The sequence below is a fragment of the Nocardioides sp. DN36 genome (genome assembly GCF_055380375.1).
Genome location: NZ_AP043823.1, coordinates 2,129,529 through 2,147,357, shown reverse-complemented (window position 1 = coordinate 2,147,357; position 17,829 = coordinate 2,129,529). Strand labels below are relative to the sequence as shown.

Genomic DNA, 17,829 nt, shown 5'->3' with positions numbered 1-17,829 from the left:
TGAGCGTTCACACGCCGCGCGGGGCCGAGGCATGTCCACACCACCGGTTACGCTGGTACAGAGTCCGCTGACGTCTGCACGGGGAGTTTCCGCATGTCCGAGAGTCGTGTTCGCGCCCAGACCCGGGGGCGGCGCCTGCGCCGTGGCCTGGCCGGCGTGGCGACCCTTGCCCTGGCGAGCGTCCCCCTGACCGCCTGCCAGTCCGACGAGTCCGGCCCCGTGCGGGCCGACGGTTCCGAGCCGAGCAGCAGTGCCTCCTCGACGGTCGACCCGGTCAAGGTCACCACCGAGGTCGGCAAGAACAGCCGCGCCGTCCCTGTCGACCAGACCGTGAAGGTCTCCGCGACCGGCGGGCGGCTGGACTCGGTGACCGTGAAGTCCCCGGCCGGCCCCCTGCCCGGCGACCTCTCGGGCGACGGCAGCACCTGGACGGCCAGCGGTCGGCTCGAGCCCGGCACGACGTACGTCGTGCGCTCGGTGGCCGAGCGCAGCGACGGCACCCAGGTCAACCGCAGCTCCCGGTTCCAGACCGAGGACCTGACCCTGGACCAGCAGACGTTCGCCTCGGTGGCGCCGCTGCAGGACGAGACGGTGGGCGTCGGGATGCCGGTCATCGTGACCTTCGACGTGCCGGTGACCGACAAGGCGTCGATCGAGAAGCACCTCTCGGTGACCTCGTCGCCCCGGCAGCCGGGTGCCTGGCACTGGATCAGCGACAACGAGGTCCACTGGCGTCCCCGGACGTACTGGAAGGCCGGCACCGACGTCTCCGTGGACGTCGACATCAACTCCGTCCCCGCCGGCGCGGGCATCTACGGCCAGGAGAGCCGGCACGTCGACTTCCACGTCGGCGACGCGCACGTCTACAAGGTGAACGCCCAGACGCACCAGATGCAGGTCTTCTCCAACGGCAAGCTGCTGCGGACCATCCCGATCACCACCGGCAAGGCCGGGTTCACGACCCGCTCGGGCACCAAGGTCATCATCGAGAAGTTCGAGACCAAGCGGATGAACTCCGAGACCGTGGGCATCGGCAAGAACAACCCGGACTACTACGACATCGACGACGTCAAGTACGCCATGCGGCTGACCTACTCCGGTGAGTTCATCCACGCCGCCCCGTGGTCGGTCGGCTCCCAGGGGTACGCCAACGTCTCCCACGGCTGCACGGGCATGAGCACCGACAACGCCAAGTGGCTCTATGACATGACCATCCGTGGTGACGTCGTCCAGTACACCGGCACCGACCGCCCGATGACCCTCACCAACGGCTACGGCGACTGGAACGAGTCCTTCGCCGACTACCGCAGCGGCTCCGCCCTCTCCTGACGCCGACCCGTCGCAACTTGACGGTGGGGAGCGTCGACCTGTCGCGGCTTGACGGTGGGGAGCGTCGACCTGTCGCGGCTTGACGGGCAGGTGCGTCGACCTGTCGCAGCTTGACGAGCAGGTGCGTCGACCTGTCGCGGCTTGACGGGCAGGTGTGTCGACCTGTCGCGGCTTGACGGTGGGGAGCGTCGACCTGTCGCGGCTTGACGGGCAGGTGCGTCGACCTGTCGCAGCTTGACGAGCAGGTGCGTCGACCTGTCGCGGCTTGACGGGCAGGTGTGTCGACCTGTCGCGGCTTGACGGTGGGGAGCGTCGACCTGTCGCGGCTTGACGGTGGGGAGCGTCGACCTGTCGCGGCTTGACGGTGGGGAGCGTCGACCTGTCGCGGCTTGACGGGCAGGTGTGTCGACCTGTCGCGGCTTGACGGTGGGGAGCGTCGACCTGTCGCGGCTTGACGGTGGGGAGCGTCGACCTGTCGCGGCTTGGCGGGTCGAGACGTCCTCCGAGAGCTCACAACCCGGGTTCGGGACCATGTAGTCCACAGGCGACGACCCGCCCGGTGTGGGTCGCCGACCGTGCGGGAATCGCCGCCGGTATGGAACAAGACCACACCCCCGGGACCCTCGGCGGTCCCGACGCCCACGTCCCTCTCGACCAGCCGTTCACCCGGGCGGAGGTGAGGCGGGACGGAGTGACGGACCGCCAGCTCGCCGCCTGGTGCTCGAGCGGCGATCTCGCCAACCCCGTCCAGGGTGTCTACCACTCCACCAGGCTCCCCGACGGCATCGATCTGCGCATCGCCTGTCAAGGGACAGTAGGAACTGCCCAGGGGCGGACATGAAACCTGCCCGCTGACGGCCACGAGAACTGCCCGGTGGTGGCCACGGGATCTGCCCAAGGGGGCGGTGGCCACCACCGACCGGGGTGCTCAGCTCAACGGGCTCACCCCCTGGCCGGCGAGTGCCTGGGTCAGGCGCACGCTGTCGCCGCTGGTCTGGCAGACGTGGGCGTGGTGGAGCAGCCGGTCGACTGTGGCGGTGGCCAGCGTCTTGGGCATGAGCTCGTCGAACCCGGACGGGTGCAGGTTCGAGCTGATCGCGACCGAGCGCTTCTCATAGGCGGCGTCGACGAGGCGGTAGAGGCCTTCGGCGGCGTCGGCGGCGACGGCCAGGAGCCCGATGTCATCGACGATGACCAGGTCGGCCCGCAGGATTCGGGCGATGGCCTTGGTGACGGTGTCGTCCGCACGGTGCCGGCGCAGCAGGACGCCGAGGTCTTCCAGGGTGAACCAGGCGACCTTGAGTCCCTGCTCGACGGCTTGTTGTCCGAGCGCTTCGAGCAGGAACGTCTTCCCGGTCCCGGATGGCCCGCAGACCACGAGGTTCTCTCGCCGGTGGACCCACTCCAAGGTCCGCAGCGCCTGCTGGGTCGGGGCCGGGATCGAGGAGATCTCGGGCTGCCACGCATCGAACGTCTTGCCGGTCGGGAACCCTGCGGCCGCCCGCCTCGTGGCCAAGGCGGAGCGTTCCCGGCCGGCGACCTCCTCAGCGAACAGGGCCTTGAGGACCTCGGCGGGCTCCCAGCGTTGGGCCTTCGCGGTCGCGACCACCTCGGGCGCGTGGCGACGGATGTGCGGCAGCCGCAGCTTGCGCAGCAGCTCCTCCAACTCGACCGGCAACGGCGGCGCGGTGCTGATGGGGCTCCTCGTCGTCATCGGGTCACCTCGCCGTCGCCGTCCGCGGTGGACCGCTGGCCGAGCCGTGCCCACGCGGCGGTGCCCTGGGTCAGCGAGGAGTCCTCGCTGGCACGATGCTCACCTGTGCCGGGCTGCCGGGCGTGGTGGTCCAGGATCGAAGAGAGGTCGGCCTCGGCGAACCGGCCATGGACCGCGGCGTGGCCCAGTGCCCAGTCGACCTCGACGGGGTCGAACAACTTGGCCAACGCGAGCGCCTCGGTCATCTTGACCCGCATCCGCGGCGTGCCCGCGGCAGCCGCCTCGACCAACCACAGCCGGGCCCCCTCACCCAGGTCGAGGAACTCCGACTCCGCGGCGTTCTTCGCTCGGGGCTGGCGGTCCAGCGGGCCGGACGGCTGGGGCGGGAAGTGCCCGTCATCGATCTTCGGCGTTCCCGGCGTGGCGCGACGGTGGCGGGCGACCTCGATCGGACCGTCGTCGCCGACATGAACGATGACGACCCACTCGTCCTCACCGACCCCGTGGGTGCGGACCCACACTGTTGCACCGAGCAGGGTGTGTGGGACCGAGTACTGGCCGGACTCGAACATCACCATCGGGGTGTTCGCCGGCACCATGCGGGTGGTGCCGAACGCGACCGTGTGCGCTCGCGCCGGAACGGGGTGCAGCCGAGCTCGTTCCTCGGCGAGCATCTCGATCGGCGGCCGCTTCGTCGTCCGGTGGGCACGGGTGTTGACCTTCTCGCAGAACGCCTCGCAGGCCGCCTCGAGCTCAGCGAAACTCGCGTACTCCTCCCGCAGGTTGGTGTCCTTGGGGACGAGGTCGGCCTTGCTGATCTTCACCGACGCCTCGGTGCCGCCCTTGGACGCCGGATCCGCGGGCACACAGGTGTGCACCACGACCGAGTAGTGCTCGGCGAAGGTGACCAACTGCTGGTTCCTGACCGGGATCCCGGCGATGTGCTCGACCGTGACGGTCTTCTCGTTGTCGGTCAGCACGTAGGTCGGCACTCCACCGAGTCGGCGGAACGTGACGTCCAGCGCGGCGAACACGGACGGCATCGTCTTGTCACGCAACGGCAGCACGACCCGGAACCGCGACCACGCCAGCCACGCCACGAACAGCACCGTCTTGACGCCGTCGACGACCGGGCCGTCGCCGTAGTCGTACTGCAGCCACATCCCCGGCTCGGTGACCCAGGGCCGGTGCACCCGCACCCGACCAGAGCGATAGGACGCCTTGACTTTAGCGACCGCGCGGCGTGTGGTGCGTTCCGAACCCTTGTAGCCCAACGCCACGAGCTTCTCGTGGGCGACATCGGCACGGACCTTCCCGAACGACCGCTCGACCCACTCCTCGACCTTGGGCAGGTACTCATCGATCAACTGCAGCCGGGCTGCGGTCTGGTCCAGCTCCCCGCCGGCAGCGCGGCGGTCCACGTAGTGCTTCACCGTGTGGTGCGAACAGCCGGCCAACTCACCGGCATCACGAAACGACCCAGTCAGGTCGTAGGCATCCAAGATTTCCATGATCTCCTCGGCAGACTTCACATGTCCCTCCTCAGGGGCGAACGGCGCATCAGCACGCCAACCGCACCTGAGGAGGGGCCTCAACCGTGGGAACCGGTGAGGCAGACGACGTCGTGTCGGGCAGATCCCATGACCGTCAGTGGGCAGTTCTCATGTCCGCCACCGGGCAGCTTCGTGGCCGTCTCCGGGCAGTTTCTCGTGGCCGCCGACAATCGCCTGCCTCAAGAAGGTCGTCCCCGACGACTGCGTGATCACAGACAGGACCGCCGGCTGGCTCCACGGTGCGTCCATGATCCTGGCCCCGAACGACCACCTGAGGGTCCCGCCCGTGTCCATGTTCCGACCGCCCGGGTACCGGCTTCGCAACGAGCTGGCCGCGAGCGGGGAGCGCACGTTCGCGGCGGGTGAGGTGGTCGATCTGGACGGCCTGCGGGTCACCTCGAAGCTGCGCACCACGTGCGACCTCGGGATGGGCCGAGTGCGGGACCAGGCGTTCGCAGCCATGGGCGCGATGATGGCCGTGGCCGGTGACGAGTTCGGGATCGCCGAGCTCGTTGACCAGGGACAACGCTTTCGCGGCTATCGCCGCGTCCGGCAGTTCCGTCAGCTCGCGCCGATGGTCGACCCGCGGCCGCAGTCACCGCCCGAGCACGTCCTCCTCCTGCGGTGGCGCGACTGCGCGACTCTCCCGATCCCGACCCCGCAGCTGCGGGTGGCCGGTCCGAAGGGCTTTTTCTACCTCGACTTCGGGGTCGAGGGGCTCTGGTACGGCGCGGAGTACGACGGGCCCCGATGGCACGGCCCCGAGCAACAGGCCCACGATCGTGCCCGCCGCGAGTGGTTGGCCCAGACGGGGGACTGGCTGATCGACGTCTTCGTGGATCACCACCTCTTCGGCGCCGCGCAGAACGTCGAGCGACGCCTGTATGACGGAGTTGCCGAGGCGAAGCGACGGCTCGGCCGCCGCGCGTGGCGCGGGCAGGATCGCGGCCCCGAGCGTTCTCCCTACTGGTGAAACTGCGACGGGTCGACGTGCTCCTGCGTGAAGGTGCGACTGGTCGACGTTCTCCCGCGTGAAGGTGCGACGGGTCGACGTGCTCCCGCGTGAAAGTGCGACAGGTCGACGTGCTCCTGCGTGAAAGTGCGACGGGTCGACGTGCTCCTGCGCGAAAGTGCGACAGGTCGGGAAATGACGAGGACCCGCCCGGAACGAGTCCGGACGGGCCTCCGTGGTGATCACGGTCGCGCTCAGTGGGAGCGGAGGTGCTCCTCGTCGACGAGGTGGTGCCCGTCGAACTGGTGGCCGTCCGCCGGGTGGTCGAGACCCGCTTGGAGGGCGTTCTCGTGCTCGGCGTGGTGGTGGGCCTCCTCGAGCTCCTCGGCGGTCGGCTTCTGCACGTTGTCGGCGTACATCAGCGTCGAGAGCTTCGACTTCAGCCGCTGCGAGCGCGACCCGGGGGCCGGCACGCCGTTGGCGTCGCTGTCGGTGGTCTCGATCGCGTGCACGTCGTCGCGCTCGCGGGCCGTCATGGCGTAGGCCCGGGCCGGGTCGATCGGCAGGTGCCGCTCGCTGTACCCGCCCTCGGGGGAGCGCATGATGATGCCCGTCTCGTAGCCGTGCAGCAGCGTCTCGTTGTCGTGGCGCTGCAGCGAGATGCACCAGCGGCGCGTGATGAAGAACGCGATCGCCGGGCCGATGAAGACGGCCGCCCGCATGAAGTAGGTGATCTGGTTGATGCTGGCATGCAGCTTGATCGCGATGATGTCGTTGCCGCCCGCGGCCCACATCAGGCCGTAGAAGGTCATCAGCGAGACCATCACCGCCGTGCGCGTCGGCGCGTTGCGCGGGCGCTCCAGGAGGTGGTGGTCGCGCTTGTCACCCGTGACCCAGGACTCCACGAACGGCAGCAGCAGCAGGATCGTGAACATCAGGCCGGGCAGCACGATGATCGGCAGGAAGACGTTGAAGGGGAACGTGTGGCCCCAGAACGCGAACTCCCAGCCCGGCATGATGCGCAGCGCACCGTCGGGCCAGCCCATGTACCAGTCGGGCTGCGAACCCGCCGTGACCTTGGTCGGGTCGTAGGGGCCGAACTTCCACACCGGGTTGATCGACAGCAGACCGCCCATGATGGCGCTGACGCCGAAGACGATGAAGAAGAACCCGCCGGCCTTGGCGGCGTACACGGGCAGCATCGGGAAGCCGACGACGTTCTGCTCGGTGCGGCCGGGGCCGGGCCACTGCGTGTGCTTGTGGTAGACGAGCAGCAGCATGTGGGCGGCGATCAGCGCGAGCAGGATGCCCGGGATGAGCAGCACGTGCACGGTGTAGAGGCGCGGGATGATCGCGTCACCCGGGAACTCGCCACCGAACAGGAAGAACGACAGGTAGCTGCCGACCAGCGGGATCGACTTCATGAAGCCGTCCGCCGCGCGGATGCCGGTGCCGGAGAGCAGGTCGTCGGGCAGGGAGTAGCCGGTGAAGCCCTCCAGGGTGCCGAGGAGCAGCAGCAGGCAGCCGATCACCCAGTTCAACTCGCGCGGCTTGCGGAACGCGCCGGTGAAGTAGACGCGGAGCAGGTGGATCATCATCGCCGCGATGAAGAGCATGGCGGCCCAGTGGTGCATCTGCCTCATCAGCAGGCCGCCACGGACGTCGAAGGAGAGCTTCAGGCTCGAGGCGTAGGCCTCCGACATGGTGACGCCGCGCAGCGGGTCGTAGGAGCCTTCGTACTGGACCTCGCCCATGCTGGGCGTGAACCACAGGGTGAGGAAGACGCCGGAGAGGAGCAGCACGACGAAGCTCCACAGCGCGATCTCACCGAGCATGAAGGACCAGTGGTCGGGGAAGACCTTGCGCAGGTTCTTCTTCATCACCGTGGCCAGACCGAGGCGGTCGTCGGCCCAGGTGGCGGCGGCGCCGATCTTGCTCGGCTTCTTCGCGGTGGCGGCGCTGGTGTTGCTCGTGGCCACCTTGCTGGTGTCGATGCTCACGACGGGTCACGCTCCCAGAAACTCGGTCCCACGGGTTCGGTGAAGTCACTCTGGGCAACCAGGTAGCCCTCATCATCCACTGCCAGGGGCAGCTGGGGAAGGGCATGGCCGGCGGGCCCGAAGATCACCCTGCCGGAGTCGGTCAGGTCGAAGGTCGACTGGTGGCAGGGGCAGAGGAGGTGGTGGGTGGTCCGCTCGTTCAGCGAGATGGGGCAGCCCACGTGCGTGCAGATCTTGGAGTAGCAGACGATCCCGTCGACCGACCAGTTCAGGGTCTGCTCGGAGACGATCTCCTCGGGCAGCATGCGGTTCAGGATCACGGCCGCCTTGACCTTCTCCTGCTGCAGGCGCACGCCCTCGATCTCGGGGTAGCCGTTCTCCTCGGTGGGGAACAGCGCCTCCGGCTCGGCGTTGACCAGGTCGCCGATCTCGAGGTCGGAGACCTTGATCGGCGTGCCGACCACGTCGCGGACGACGCGCATGCCCTTGGACCAGATCGTGTGGTTCAGCTTGTCGCCGGGCAGCGGACCGAGGTCGCGCAGCAGGACGATCGCCGGGAGGCCGAGGATGCCGACGGCACCCAGCAGGCTGTTGCGGACCAGGGGACGACGGCCGATGCCGGACTCCTCGAGGCCGGCGCCGAGCGCGGCCAGCGTGGCCTCGCGGTCCTCGTCGGAGGACTTGGCGGGGTGGCGGTACTCGACGATCTCGTGGTCACCCATGAGCTTGCGGGCCCACTGGATGATGCCGACGCCGATGAAGAGCAGCGCGCCGCCGAGGAAGCAGCCCAGCGCCACGTTGGAGGCGCCGAGGCCGCCGACGGTGTCCCAGTCCGCCCCGACGTGGAAGGCGAAGTACGACACGAGGAACAGCACCGCGCAGAGCATCGACAGGCCGAACAGTGCAGCGACCTGGCGCTCGGCGCGCTTCTCGGCCTTGGCGTCGACGTCGGTCGGGCGCCACTGGTGGGCCGGCAGGCCCGGGTTCGCGATCGGCTCGTCCTCGAACGTGGCCGGGACGAGGTCGTGCGAGTCGTGGGAGTCGCTCACGCTTCCACCTTCTTCTTGTTCGAGCGCGTCGTGTGGGCGGCGATCCAGATGGCGAAGCCGACCAGCGAGCCGAGGCCGACCAGCCAGGCGAAGAGACCCTCGCTCACGGGACCGAGACCGCCGAGACCGAAGCCGCCGTAGCCGGGGGCCTCGTCCAGGGAGCCGAGGTAGGCGATGACGTCGCGCTTCTCCTCGGGCGAGAGGTTGCCGTTGGAGAAGTTGTCCATGGCCTGCGGGCCGGTGAGCATCGCCTCGTAGATGTACTTGGGCTCGACGCCACGGATCTTGGGGGCGTAGCCGCCGCGGGGCATGGCGCCGCCGGAGCCCTCGAAGTTGTGGCACGCCGTGCAGTTGGTGAGGAAGATCTGGCCACCGCGGACGATGGCCTCCTCACGCTCGGAGTCGCTGAGGCCCTCGATGCTGTAGTCGTCCTTGGTCGGGACCGACGGGCCGGGGCCGAGCGAGGCGACGTACGCCGCGAGCTGGGCGATCTCCTCGTCGGTGTAGACGACCTTCTTGCGGGGCGCCTGGGCGCCCGGCTGGGCCATCGGCATCCGGCCGGTGCCGACCTGGAAGTCGACCGCGGCGGCACCGACACCCACCAGCGAGGGGCCGATCTGGTTGCCGTTCTGGGTCTTCACGCCCTCGCCGTTCTGGCCGTGGCAGAAGGCGCAGCCGACGAGGAAGAGCTCCCGGCCCTTCGCCGCCTGGTCGGCGTCGCTCTCGGCCTGGTCGGCCTGGGCGGGGGAGAAGGCGGCGTACAGGCTGCCGGTCATCAGCAGCCCGAGCAGCAGCACGACGAGCCCGGCGAGCGGTCCGCGACGGTGGCGTGAGAGTCGACCGGCGGAGCGGTTCAGGAGACGCACATTGAGTCCTTGCTGGGAGTCCTGGTGGGGTCCGACGTGGGGATCACTTGACGAGGTAGATGGTCGCGAACAGACCGATCCACACCACGTCGACGAAGTGCCAGTAGTAGGAGACGACGATCGCGCTGACCGCCTGCTCGTGGGTGAACCTGCGGGCCATGAACGTGCGTCCCAGCACGAACAGGAAGGCGATCAGGCCGCCGGTCACGTGGAGTCCGTGGAAGCCGGTGGTCAGGTAGAACATCGTGCCGTAGGCGGAGTCCTGGATGGTCACGCCCTCCTTGACCAGGGAGGCGTACTCGGTGGCCTGGCCGCCGATGAAGACCGCGCCCATGACGTAGGTCAGCACGAACCACTCGCGCAGCCCCCAGCCCTTGATCTTGAAGATCGAGCCGGAGCGACCGACCTGGCCGCGCTCCGCGGCGAAGACGCCGAGCTGGCAGGTGAGCGACGACAGCACCAGGATCGTGGTGTTCACCGACGCGAACGGGATGTTCAGCTTCTCGGTGTTGGCCGCCCACAGATCCGGGCTCACCGCGCGGATCGTGAAGTACGACGCGAACAGGGCCGCGAAGAACATCAGCTCGCTGGAGAGCCAGATGATCGTCCCGACGCTGACCATGCTCGGTCGGTCGTGGTGCCCGTGCAGTCGGGATGCCGGAATCGCAGTTGCAGTCGCCACGGACGCCATTATGTCGTGGCGCGTCAACGAGGGCACCCCGACCCCCTCCTGTTGCGGGGTCGTAATGTTCACACCGTGCTGAGTGCCTCGTCCGTCACCCTCTGGGACGCCGCGGAGGCCCTTCCCAGGTTCACGTTGGGGCGGGTGTTCACGGAGTGGTCGCTCGAGCCGCTGCCCTTCGTCATCACGGTCTGGGCGGCGGGCCTCTACCTGCTCGGCGTGGTCACGCTGCGCCGCCGCGGCGACCGCTGGCCGGTGGGTCGGACGCTGTCGTTCGTGGTGGTCGGGATGGGGTCGTTCTACGTCGCCACGGCCTCCGGGCTGGGCGCCTACGACCTGACCCTGCTGAGCGTGCACATGGTCCAGCACATGATGCTCTCGATGCTGGTCCCGCTGGCGCTCGCGCTCGGCGCCCCGGTCACCCTCGCGCTGCGGACGCTGCCGGCCCGGCCGCGGGCCTGGCTGCTGGTGGTCCTGCACTCGCGGGTCGCCCGGGTGCTGTCGTTCCCGCCCCTGACGCTCGCGCTCTACGTCGTCTCGCCGTGGGCGCTCTACTTCTCCGGCTGGTACGACGCCTCGCTGCACTCGACGTACGTCCACGAGATGATGCACGTCCACCTCGTCGTGGTCGGTGCGCTGTTCTTCTGGCCCCTGATGGGCATCGACCCGGTCCCCGGACGGGTCGGCTACCCGGCGCGGATGCTGCTCGTCGTCCTCACGCTGCCGTTCCACGCGTTCCTGGGCGTCACGATCATGGGTCAGGAGGGCCTGATCGGCCACGACTGGTACCCCTCCCTCCACGACGGTCCGATGGGCTCCTGGCTGCCCGACCCGCACGACGACCAGCACCTCGCGGGCGGGATCCTGTGGGGCTCCGGCGACCTGATCGGCCTGGTGTTCTTCGGCGTGCTCTTCGCGCAGTGGGTGCGCTCCTCGATGAAGGAGGCGGCGCGCGAGGACCGGCGCCTGGACCTGCTCGAGGCCCGCGCGGCCGCACGCGCCTCTGGTGCGGCGGCGACCAGCCCCGTCACGCCCGGCGCGGACCGGTAGCATCGCCGCCGTGAGCGACTCGACCTCGACCCGGACCGCGCCCCTGAAGGTGCTCGTCTACAGCGACGACGTCAACACCCGCCAGCAGGTGATCCTCGCCCTGGGCCGTCGCCCCCATCCCGACCTCCCCGAGGTGGAGTACGTCGAGGTGGCGACCGAGCCCGTCGTGATCGCGAACATGGACGCGGGCCAGATCGACCTGGCGATCCTCGACGGCGAGGCCGTGCCCGCCGGCGGCATGGGGATCGCCAAGCAGCTCAAGGACGAGATCTACCAGTGCCCGCCCGTGGTGGTGCTGACCGGCCGCCCCCAGGACGCGTGGCTGGCGACCTGGTCGAGGGCCGAGGCCGCCGTGCCGCACCCGATCGACCCGATCCAGCTCGCCGAGACCGTGGTGACGCTGCTGCGCTCGCGCGTGCCCGCCACCAGCTGATGGCCCCGCGGGCCGCCCGAAGGACTCTGCGATGACCACCTGGCCCGAGGTTCTGGGCGCGCTCGTCGACCGGACCGACCTCTCCGCCGAGCAGACCGCCTGGGCGATGGAGGAGATCCTCGAGGGGCAGGCGACGCCGGCCCAGATCGCCGGCTTCGCCGTGGCGCTGCGCGCCAAGGGCGAGACCACCGAGGAGGTGCTCGGCCTCGCCGACGCGATGTATGCGCGCGCCACCCCGATCAGGGTGCCCGGTCGCCTGCTCGACATCGTCGGGACCGGGATGGACCGGTCGATGTCGGTCAACATCTCCACCATGTCGGCGATCGTCGCGGCCGGCGCCGGCGCGCTCGTGGTCAAGCACGGCAACCGCTCCGCCTCCTCGAAGTCCGGGTCCGCGGACGTGCTGGAGTCGCTCGGCATCCGCCTCGACCTGCCCGCCGCGCGCGTGGCGGAGGTCGCCTCGGAGGCCGGGATCACCTTCTGCTTCTCCGCCGCCTTCCACCCGGCGATGCGGCACGCGGCCGTCCCGCGACGCGAGCTCGGCATCGGCACGACGTTCAACTTCCTCGGCCCGCTGACGAACCCGACCCGTCCCCAGGCCCAGGCGATCGGCTGCGCCGACCTGCGGATGGCGCCGGTCATGGCCGGCGTCTTCGCGCGCCGTGGGCTCGACGCGTGGGTGTTCCGGGGCGACGACGGGCTCGACGAGCTCACGACCACGTCCACGTCGTCGGTGTGGATGGTGCGCGACGGCCAGGTCACCACGGCGACCGTCGACCCCCAGCGGCACGGCATCGCGCTCAGCAGCGCCGAGGCGCTGCGTGGCGGCGACGCCGCCCACAACGCCGCCGTGGTCCGGCGGCTGCTCGAGGGCGAGCAGGGCGCGGTGCGTGACGCCGTGCTCCTCAACGCGGGTGCGGCCCTCGCGGTGTACGACGAGGTCCCGGGCAGCGTCGACGACGCGCTCGCCGCCGGCCTGACGAAGGCGCGCGACGCCATCGACTCCGGCCGGGCGAAGGCCGTCCTGGAGCGCTGGGTGGCCGCGTCGGCCGCCTGACCTCCGCCGGGGACGTTGCCCGGTGTCGCGGAACGCGGACCCTGCGGTCAGGCCAGCTCGAGCACCCAGGAGTCGCCGTCGCGGCGGAAGCCGAGCCGGTCGTAGTAGGCGCCGACCATCGCCGGCGGCGTCACCACCCGGTGGAACCCGTGCTCGCGCAGCAGGCCGCTGCGCCGCCAGACGAACTCACCGGGGGAGAAGTCGCGGAACCGGGGCGTGACGTAGTCCAGCACCACCCGCGCCACCTCGCCCTCGGCACGCAGGAGCACCACACCGACGGTCTCGTCACCGGTGACGACGACGAAGGCGTGGTTGTCCGCGTCGGTCGGGTCCCACAGGAAGTCGGGCTGGAACTTCAGGATGTCGGCGCCGTGGATCCGCAGGACATGGCGGAGGTACTCGTCACCGGGCGCCACCTCCACGGCGCCGAAGACCGTCTCGTCGTGGCGCTGGCGCAGCAGGCGCACGATGAACCACACGTTGATGGCCGCGAGCACGGCGTTCATGCCCACCATCGGCCACACGCCGATGAGGGCGTTGAAGGCCAGCAGGATCAGGCAGGCCAGCAGGTTGAGCGTGCGGAACCGCAGCACCCGCGCCTGCAGCAGCGAGAAGACCAGCAGGGCGCTGCCGCCCCAGCCCAGGACGTCGAGCCAGTGGTCGGAGAACCAACCCACGTGATCAGTCCAGGCCGAGCGAGAACGCCGACTCCAGGTCGTGGCGGGAGTAGGCGCGGAAGGCGATGTGCGTCTCGGTCGAGGTGACCCCCGGGACCTTGTTGAGCCGGTCGGCGACCACGTTGGCCACGTCGTCGTGGTCGCGCACCCGCACCAGGGCGATCAGGTCGATCTGGCCGGTGACGGAGTAGACCTCGCTGACGCCCTCGAGGGCGGCGATCTCCTCGGCGACCTCGGGGATCCGGGCGACGTCGGCCTTGACGAAGACGATGGCGGTGATCACCCGCCGACCCTATCCGGTCTCGACCCGTCGGTCGCGGAACGCCGTCGCGAGGGCGACCACTAGCGCGCCGGCTGGTGCACGGGGGCGAGACCGCGCCGGTCGTCGAAGGGCACCAGCGACTCGCGCGACTGGTGCACGGCGTCGTGGATCGCGAGGTGCCGGGTGGCCCCGGCCACCGGACAGGTCCACTCGCCGTCGACCTCGACCAGCCTGATGCCCGGGGACTCCAGCCAGCGCAGGACCTTCTCGGTCTCCTCCGCGGTCGCCGCGGGCACCGGGCCCGGGGCGCCCGCGACGGTCTCGGCACTGGCCCGCAGCTCGGCGACGTACTGGTGGGCGTCGGCGCCGGGCGGGATGGTGCCGGCGGCCGCCAGCCGGCCGAAGCGCACGACGTGGACGGCCCACCGGCCGTCGTCCTCGCGGCGCGCGGCGACGACCTCGGGGCAGCGGGTGAGCGCGGAGAGCCGTTGGGTGCGGGCGGCGGCGCGCACGAACGCCGCGAGCCGGTCCCGGTGGATGCCGGCCTCCTCGAACCGCTCGTCGGCGGCCAGCGCGGCCATCCGGGTGTTGATGGCCTCGACCACCTCGTCGGGGCGGCGCAGCAGCGAGTCGCGCAGCTGGCGCACCACCGCGGCGTACGTCGTGGGGTCGACGCTGCCGTCGCAGGGGGAGAGGCAGCGCCCCATCTCGGCGAGCACGCAGGCGGCGCGGGACGGCTCGCGGGCGAGCCGGTCGGAGCACTGCCGGACCGGGAAGGTGTCGTGCAGCGCGGCGAGGCACTTCTCGGCGGACTTCTTCGACGAGAACGGGCCGAGGTAGTCGGCGTCGTCGTCGAGGACGCGTCGGACCAGCGACAGGCGCGGCCAGGGCTCCCGGGTGAGCTTGATGAAGTGGACCTTCTCGGGGAACCGGGAGCGCCGGTTGTAGCGCGGCTTGTGCTCGGCGATCAGCCGCAGCTCACGCACCTCGGCCTCGAGCGTGGTCGCACACTCGATCCCGTCCACCCGCGAGGCCAGTCCCACCATCTCGCCCATCCGCGAGCGGGTCTCGGAGGCGGTGAAGTAGGAACGGACGCGGGTGCGCAGGTCACGCGAGGTGCCGACGTAGAGGACGCGGGCGCGCTCGTCGCGGAAGAGGTAGACCCCCGGGGAGTGGGGCAGCGCCTCGGCGAGGTGGCGCTTCTTGCGCTGGGCGGTGGTGACCCGCGAGGAGAACGTCTGCAGCTCCTCCAGCGTGTGCACGCCCAGGCCGCCGAGCCGCTCCATCAGGCCGTGGAGCACGTCGACGGTGGCCCGGGCGTCGGACAGCGCGCGGTGGTTGGGCGTGGTGGCCGAGTTGAACACCCGGGCCAACGACGAGAGCTTGCAGTTCGGTGCGTCGTCGCGGGTGATGACCCGGCGGGCCAGCTTGGCCGTGTCGAGCACCTCGAACCGCGGCCACGGGCGGCCCTGCTGCTCGGCGAAGTGCTTGAGGAAGCCCACGTCGAAGGGGGCGTTGTGGGCGACCAGGACGGTGCCGGCGGCGAACTCCAGGAACGCCGGGAGCGCCGACTCGATCGGCGGCGCGTCGGCGACCATGGTGTTGCTGATGCCGGTCAGGACGGCGATGAAGGCGGGGATCTCGGCGCGCGGGTTGACCAGCGTCTGGAACTCCGAGAGGACCTCGCCGCCGCGCACCTTGACCGCACCGATCTCGGTGATCATCGAGCCGCCCTGGGCGGAGCCGCCGGTCGTCTCCAGGTCGACGACGCAGAAGGTGATGTCACGCAGCGGTCGTCCCAGCTCGTCGAAACTTCGTTGCGACTCCCACCGGGAAGGCGCACCGTGGGTGGCGCTGCTCATGTCCTCGACGCTAGAGGCGCGCACCGACAGTCCGCCGGCGACGCGCGGACTACCCTGTCGACGAGAGCCCGACCAGCCGTACGACCAGCCACCCGACCACCCCACCGGAGCGAGGAGTGCCGTGACCACCGTGATCCCCGACGCGGCCCACCGCTGGCGCTGCTCCGGCTGCGGCAACCTCACCCGCTTCGACGTGGCGCGCACGCGACGCACCCGCGAGTTCTGGCACTTCGACCTCGCCGGTGACCACCGGGTCGAGGAGACCGAGGTGGTCGCCGAGTCGGTGACCACCGTCGTGTGTCGCTGGTGCGGGCGCGACGACGCCGTCGAGCTGGTCCCGAGGGCCGAGCTCGTGGACGGCCCGGGGAACGGCCCGAGGAACGGCCCGAGGAACGGCTGAGCGTGACAGCCGTGTCCAGCACCCCGCCCACGCTCGGCGGGCTGCCCGACGCCGTGCGGACGCGCGTCGTGGCGCTCACCGCCGACGCCCTGCCCGACGTCGTGCGCCTCCCGCCTGCGTTGCGCCGGGTCGCCGGCTTCGCCCCGCAACGGCGGGCCCGGCTCGGGAGCACCGCGATCGTGGCGTCCCTGGAGTCCGACGACGAGTTCCGCGAGCGGGTGGGCACGCAGGTGCTCGGCCGCACGTCGTACGACGCGGCCGCGCTCGCCTCCGGGTCCGAGGCGGCCACCGGCGACCCGGTCGAGATGGCCGCGGTCGTCTGGCTGGTCCGCCCCGAGGGGTGGGAGGACGCGGTGGCCTCGCTCAGCCAGGACCTGCGCGGTCCCGACAGCGCGGAGCGGGAGGCGGCCGAGGCCGCGCGGCTGCGGGACAAGCTGGCCGACGCCGAGCAGGCGCTGCACGATGCGCGGGCCAGGCTGCGCGCCCAGGTGGAGGAGTACAAGACCGAGAACGCCTCGCTGCGCCGCAAGCTGGGTGAGTCGCGGAGCGCGGAGCGCGCGGCCCGGGCGGCGCACGAGGAGCTCGCGCGCGCCGTCGAGGAGTCTCGCGCCTCCGACGCGGACCGCTGGGCGAGCCAGGACAAGGAGCTGCGTCGGCTCCGGGCCCGGGTGGCGCAGCTGGAGGCCGAGGCGACGGCCGACCGGCGGGCGGCGCGCTCGGACCGCGACGAGGTGACCGTGCGGGCCCGGCTGCTGCTGGACACCGTGATCGACGCCGCCTCCGGGCTGCGCCGCGAGCTGGCGCTGCCGGGAGTGGAAGGAGCGCCGGGGGACCGCCTCGAGGCGGAGCTCACCCGGGTCGCCGAGGGCCGCGCGGCCGGGTCCGCGGCCGGTGGGCCGGCGCTGTTGGAGCGGATGCTGGCGATGCCACGTGCGCGGCTGATCGTCGACGGCTACAACGTCAGCAAGACCGCGTGGCCGACCTCGCCGCTGGACGCCCAGCGGACGCGGCTGCTGCAGGGGCTGGCTCCGCTGGTGGCCCGGTTGGGCGTGGAGACGACCGTGGTCTTCGACGCGGCGTCCGCCACGGCCCGCACCGTCGCCCCGGCGCCGCGGGGGGTGAAGGTCGTGTTCAGTCCCGAGGGCGTGATCGCCGACGACGTGATCCGCGACCTGGTCGCGGCCGAGCCCACGGGCCGGGTGGTCGTGGTCGTCAGCAGCGACCAGGAGGTCGCCGCCGACGTGGCCAGGGCGGGGGCGCGGGCCCATCCCGCGGAGGCGCTGGTCGGCCTGCTGAGCTGACCCGGGGACCGGCCCGGGGCCCTCGGCCGGGATGCCCGACACGCCGGGGCCCGGCCGACGCGGACCGGAGTGTCGGTGCCGGGTGGCAGCGTCACCGGCATGACGACGCGAATCGACTGCGACACCTGCGTGGTGCGTGGCCTGGCGTGCCACGACTGCGTGGTGACCGTGCTGCTGGGGCCGCCTCCCGAGCTGACCTTCGACGACGACGAGCGCCGTGCGCTCGACGTCCTGGCCGAGGGTGGGCTCGTGCCTCCCCTCCGGCTCGTCCAGCCGATCGCCGGCCGCGACATCGAGTCGGCGTGACCACAGTGACGAATGTGACAGGAGTGCGCTCCTGAGGACCGACCGTGGCCAGAAACACGGCACAACATGGGGAGGGGAGTTTGATGCTCCGCCGGACGCCCCACTAGTGTGTGGCGCTCAGGTGTCCGTGAACGTGGATCAGACCGGATCCACGCGGGCACCGCGCTGAGTCTCGGGCCGTCTCGGAGGCCTGGGAACCGGGGAACCAACCCATCTGGGGTGAATCGCCCGCAAGGCGCCGGCACTCGTGCCGGCGAGGAGCGGGAGTAGGGCCTGTCGTGCCCGAACCCGTCAGCTCACCCGGTAGGCGTACGACACGCAAGGGAGACCGCCCGC

17 protein-coding genes and 1 riboswitch are annotated in these 17,829 nt (G+C 70.7%); of the genes, 8 read left to right on the top strand and 9 right to left on the bottom strand.

All coding sequences use genetic code 11. The annotated features are described in order from the left end of the window. Positions 1-93 precede the first annotated feature (93 nt). Positions 94-1,329 (top strand): L,D-transpeptidase, encoded by a 1,236-nt coding sequence (locus ACZ43H_RS11170; RefSeq protein ID WP_464590290.1) that lies wholly within the window; start codon positions 94-96, stop codon positions 1,327-1,329. A 928-nt stretch (positions 1,330-2,257) separates the two neighbouring features. Here the strand turns inward: ACZ43H_RS11170 and istB are convergent. Both istB and istA read right to left on the bottom strand, forming a co-directional pair. Then, entirely contained in the window at positions 2,258-3,043 is a 786-nt protein-coding gene (gene istB, locus ACZ43H_RS11165; protein WP_021473521.1) for an IS21-like element helper ATPase IstB, read from the bottom strand. Further along, the gene (gene istA / locus ACZ43H_RS11160; RefSeq protein WP_021473522.1) at positions 3,040-4,575 is read right to left on the bottom strand and encodes an IS21 family transposase; all 1,536 of its coding nucleotides are present in this window, start codon (positions 4,573-4,575) and stop codon (positions 3,040-3,042) included. The genes istB and istA overlap by 4 nt, the downstream gene beginning before the upstream one ends. 268 nt (positions 4,576-4,843) lie before the next feature. On the opposite strand from istA, the gene ACZ43H_RS11155 reads away from it, so the two are divergent. Then, positions 4,844-5,569 carry a hypothetical protein gene (locus ACZ43H_RS11155; protein WP_464590288.1) on the top strand — a complete coding sequence of 242 codons (726 nt, stop codon included), beginning with the start codon at positions 4,844-4,846 and terminating at the stop codon, positions 5,567-5,569. A gap of 233 nt (positions 5,570-5,802) precedes the next feature. Here the strand turns inward: ACZ43H_RS11155 and qcrB are convergent, their stop codons facing one another. From qcrB to ctaE, 4 genes are read right to left on the bottom strand one after another with little or no spacing between them, the layout of a single operon-like run. Beyond that, on the bottom strand, positions 5,803-7,548 hold the full coding sequence (gene qcrB, locus ACZ43H_RS11150; RefSeq protein WP_464590286.1) for a cytochrome bc1 complex cytochrome b subunit: 1,746 nt from the start codon (positions 7,546-7,548) through the stop codon (positions 5,803-5,805). Next, positions 7,545-8,597, bottom strand: a complete 1,053-nt coding sequence (gene qcrA / locus ACZ43H_RS11145) for a cytochrome bc1 complex Rieske iron-sulfur subunit (protein WP_464590284.1) — start codon at positions 8,595-8,597, stop codon at positions 7,545-7,547. The genes qcrB and qcrA overlap by 4 nt, the downstream gene beginning before the upstream one ends. After that, positions 8,594-9,463 carry a cytochrome bc1 complex diheme cytochrome c subunit gene (gene qcrC / locus ACZ43H_RS11140; protein WP_464590282.1) on the bottom strand — a complete coding sequence of 290 codons (870 nt, stop codon included), beginning with the start codon at positions 9,461-9,463 and terminating at the stop codon, positions 8,594-8,596. The genes qcrA and qcrC overlap by 4 nt, the downstream gene beginning before the upstream one ends. 43 nt (positions 9,464-9,506) lie before the next feature. Continuing rightward, the gene (ctaE, locus tag ACZ43H_RS11135) at positions 9,507-10,154 is read right to left on the bottom strand and encodes an aa3-type cytochrome oxidase subunit III (protein ID WP_464590280.1); all 648 of its coding nucleotides are present in this window, start codon (positions 10,152-10,154) and stop codon (positions 9,507-9,509) included. 66 nt (positions 10,155-10,220) lie between these two features. On the opposite strand from ctaE, the gene ACZ43H_RS11130 reads away from it, so the two are divergent. The 3 genes from ACZ43H_RS11130 to trpD are packed head-to-tail and all read left to right on the top strand — an operon-like array spanning position 10,221 to position 12,685. After that, positions 10,221-11,195 carry a cytochrome c oxidase assembly protein gene (locus ACZ43H_RS11130; protein WP_464590278.1) on the top strand — a complete coding sequence of 325 codons (975 nt, stop codon included), beginning with the start codon at positions 10,221-10,223 and terminating at the stop codon, positions 11,193-11,195. Positions 11,196-11,205: 10 nt separating this feature from the next. Next, positions 11,206-11,628: an Rv3143 family two-component system response regulator gene (locus tag ACZ43H_RS11125; protein ID WP_464590276.1), complete on the top strand. Its 423-nt coding sequence runs from the start codon at positions 11,206-11,208 to the stop codon at positions 11,626-11,628. A gap of 31 nt (positions 11,629-11,659) precedes the next feature. Further along, entirely contained in the window at positions 11,660-12,685 is a 1,026-nt protein-coding gene (trpD, locus tag ACZ43H_RS11120; protein WP_464590274.1) for an anthranilate phosphoribosyltransferase, read from the top strand. Between the two features lie 47 nt (positions 12,686-12,732). Here the strand turns inward: trpD and ACZ43H_RS11115 are convergent, their stop codons facing one another. The 3 genes from ACZ43H_RS11115 to ACZ43H_RS11105 are packed head-to-tail and all read right to left on the bottom strand — an operon-like array spanning position 12,733 to position 15,486. Next, a complete protein-coding gene (locus ACZ43H_RS11115; RefSeq protein WP_464590272.1) occupies positions 12,733-13,362 on the bottom strand; it encodes a hypothetical protein in 630 nt (209 codons plus the stop codon). Between the two features lie 4 nt (positions 13,363-13,366). After that, entirely contained in the window at positions 13,367-13,645 is a 279-nt protein-coding gene (locus ACZ43H_RS11110) for an Lrp/AsnC family transcriptional regulator (RefSeq protein WP_379183768.1), read from the bottom strand. Between the two features lie 59 nt (positions 13,646-13,704). Next, positions 13,705-15,486, bottom strand: coding sequence for a DEDD exonuclease domain-containing protein (locus ACZ43H_RS11105; RefSeq protein ID WP_464590269.1), 1,782 nt, complete (start codon positions 15,484-15,486; stop codon positions 13,705-13,707). Between the two features lie 121 nt (positions 15,487-15,607). Between ACZ43H_RS11105 and ACZ43H_RS11100 the strand changes: the two genes are divergently transcribed. From ACZ43H_RS11100 to ACZ43H_RS11090, 3 genes are all read left to right on the top strand, one after another. Beyond that, the gene (locus tag ACZ43H_RS11100; protein WP_464590267.1) at positions 15,608-15,886 is read left to right on the top strand and encodes a hypothetical protein; all 279 of its coding nucleotides are present in this window, start codon (positions 15,608-15,610) and stop codon (positions 15,884-15,886) included. An 11-nt stretch (positions 15,887-15,897) separates the two neighbouring features. Continuing rightward, positions 15,898-17,187 carry an NYN domain-containing protein gene (locus ACZ43H_RS11095; protein ID WP_464590265.1) on the top strand — a complete coding sequence of 430 codons (1,290 nt, stop codon included), beginning with the start codon at positions 15,898-15,900 and terminating at the stop codon, positions 17,185-17,187. Positions 17,188-17,286: 99 nt separating this feature from the next. Continuing rightward, the gene (locus ACZ43H_RS11090) at positions 17,287-17,493 is read left to right on the top strand and encodes a hypothetical protein (RefSeq protein ID WP_379183776.1); all 207 of its coding nucleotides are present in this window, start codon (positions 17,287-17,289) and stop codon (positions 17,491-17,493) included. Between the two features lie 165 nt (positions 17,494-17,658). After that, positions 17,659-17,818: riboswitch (cyclic di-AMP (ydaO/yuaA leader) on the top strand. The last annotated feature ends 11 nt before the right edge of the window (positions 17,819-17,829 follow it).

Coding starts and splice junctions, on each gene's coding strand:
- ACZ43H_RS11170 (WP_464590290.1), top strand. CDS start 94: ATGTCCGAGAGTCGTGTTCGCGCCCAGACCCGGGGGCGGCGCCTGCGC.
- ACZ43H_RS11090 (WP_379183776.1), top strand. CDS start 17,287: ATGACGACGCGAATCGACTGCGACACCTGCGTGGTGCGTGGCCTGGCG.
- trpD (WP_464590274.1), top strand. CDS start 11,660: ATGACCACCTGGCCCGAGGTTCTGGGCGCGCTCGTCGACCGGACCGAC.
- ACZ43H_RS11105 (WP_464590269.1), bottom strand. CDS start 15,486: ATGAGCAGCGCCACCCACGGTGCGCCTTCCCGGTGGGAGTCGCAACGA.
- ctaE (WP_464590280.1), bottom strand. CDS start 10,154: ATGGCGTCCGTGGCGACTGCAACTGCGATTCCGGCATCCCGACTGCAC.
- ACZ43H_RS11155 (WP_464590288.1), top strand. CDS start 4,844: ATGATCCTGGCCCCGAACGACCACCTGAGGGTCCCGCCCGTGTCCATG.
- istB (WP_021473521.1), bottom strand. CDS start 3,043: ATGACGACGAGGAGCCCCATCAGCACCGCGCCGCCGTTGCCGGTCGAG.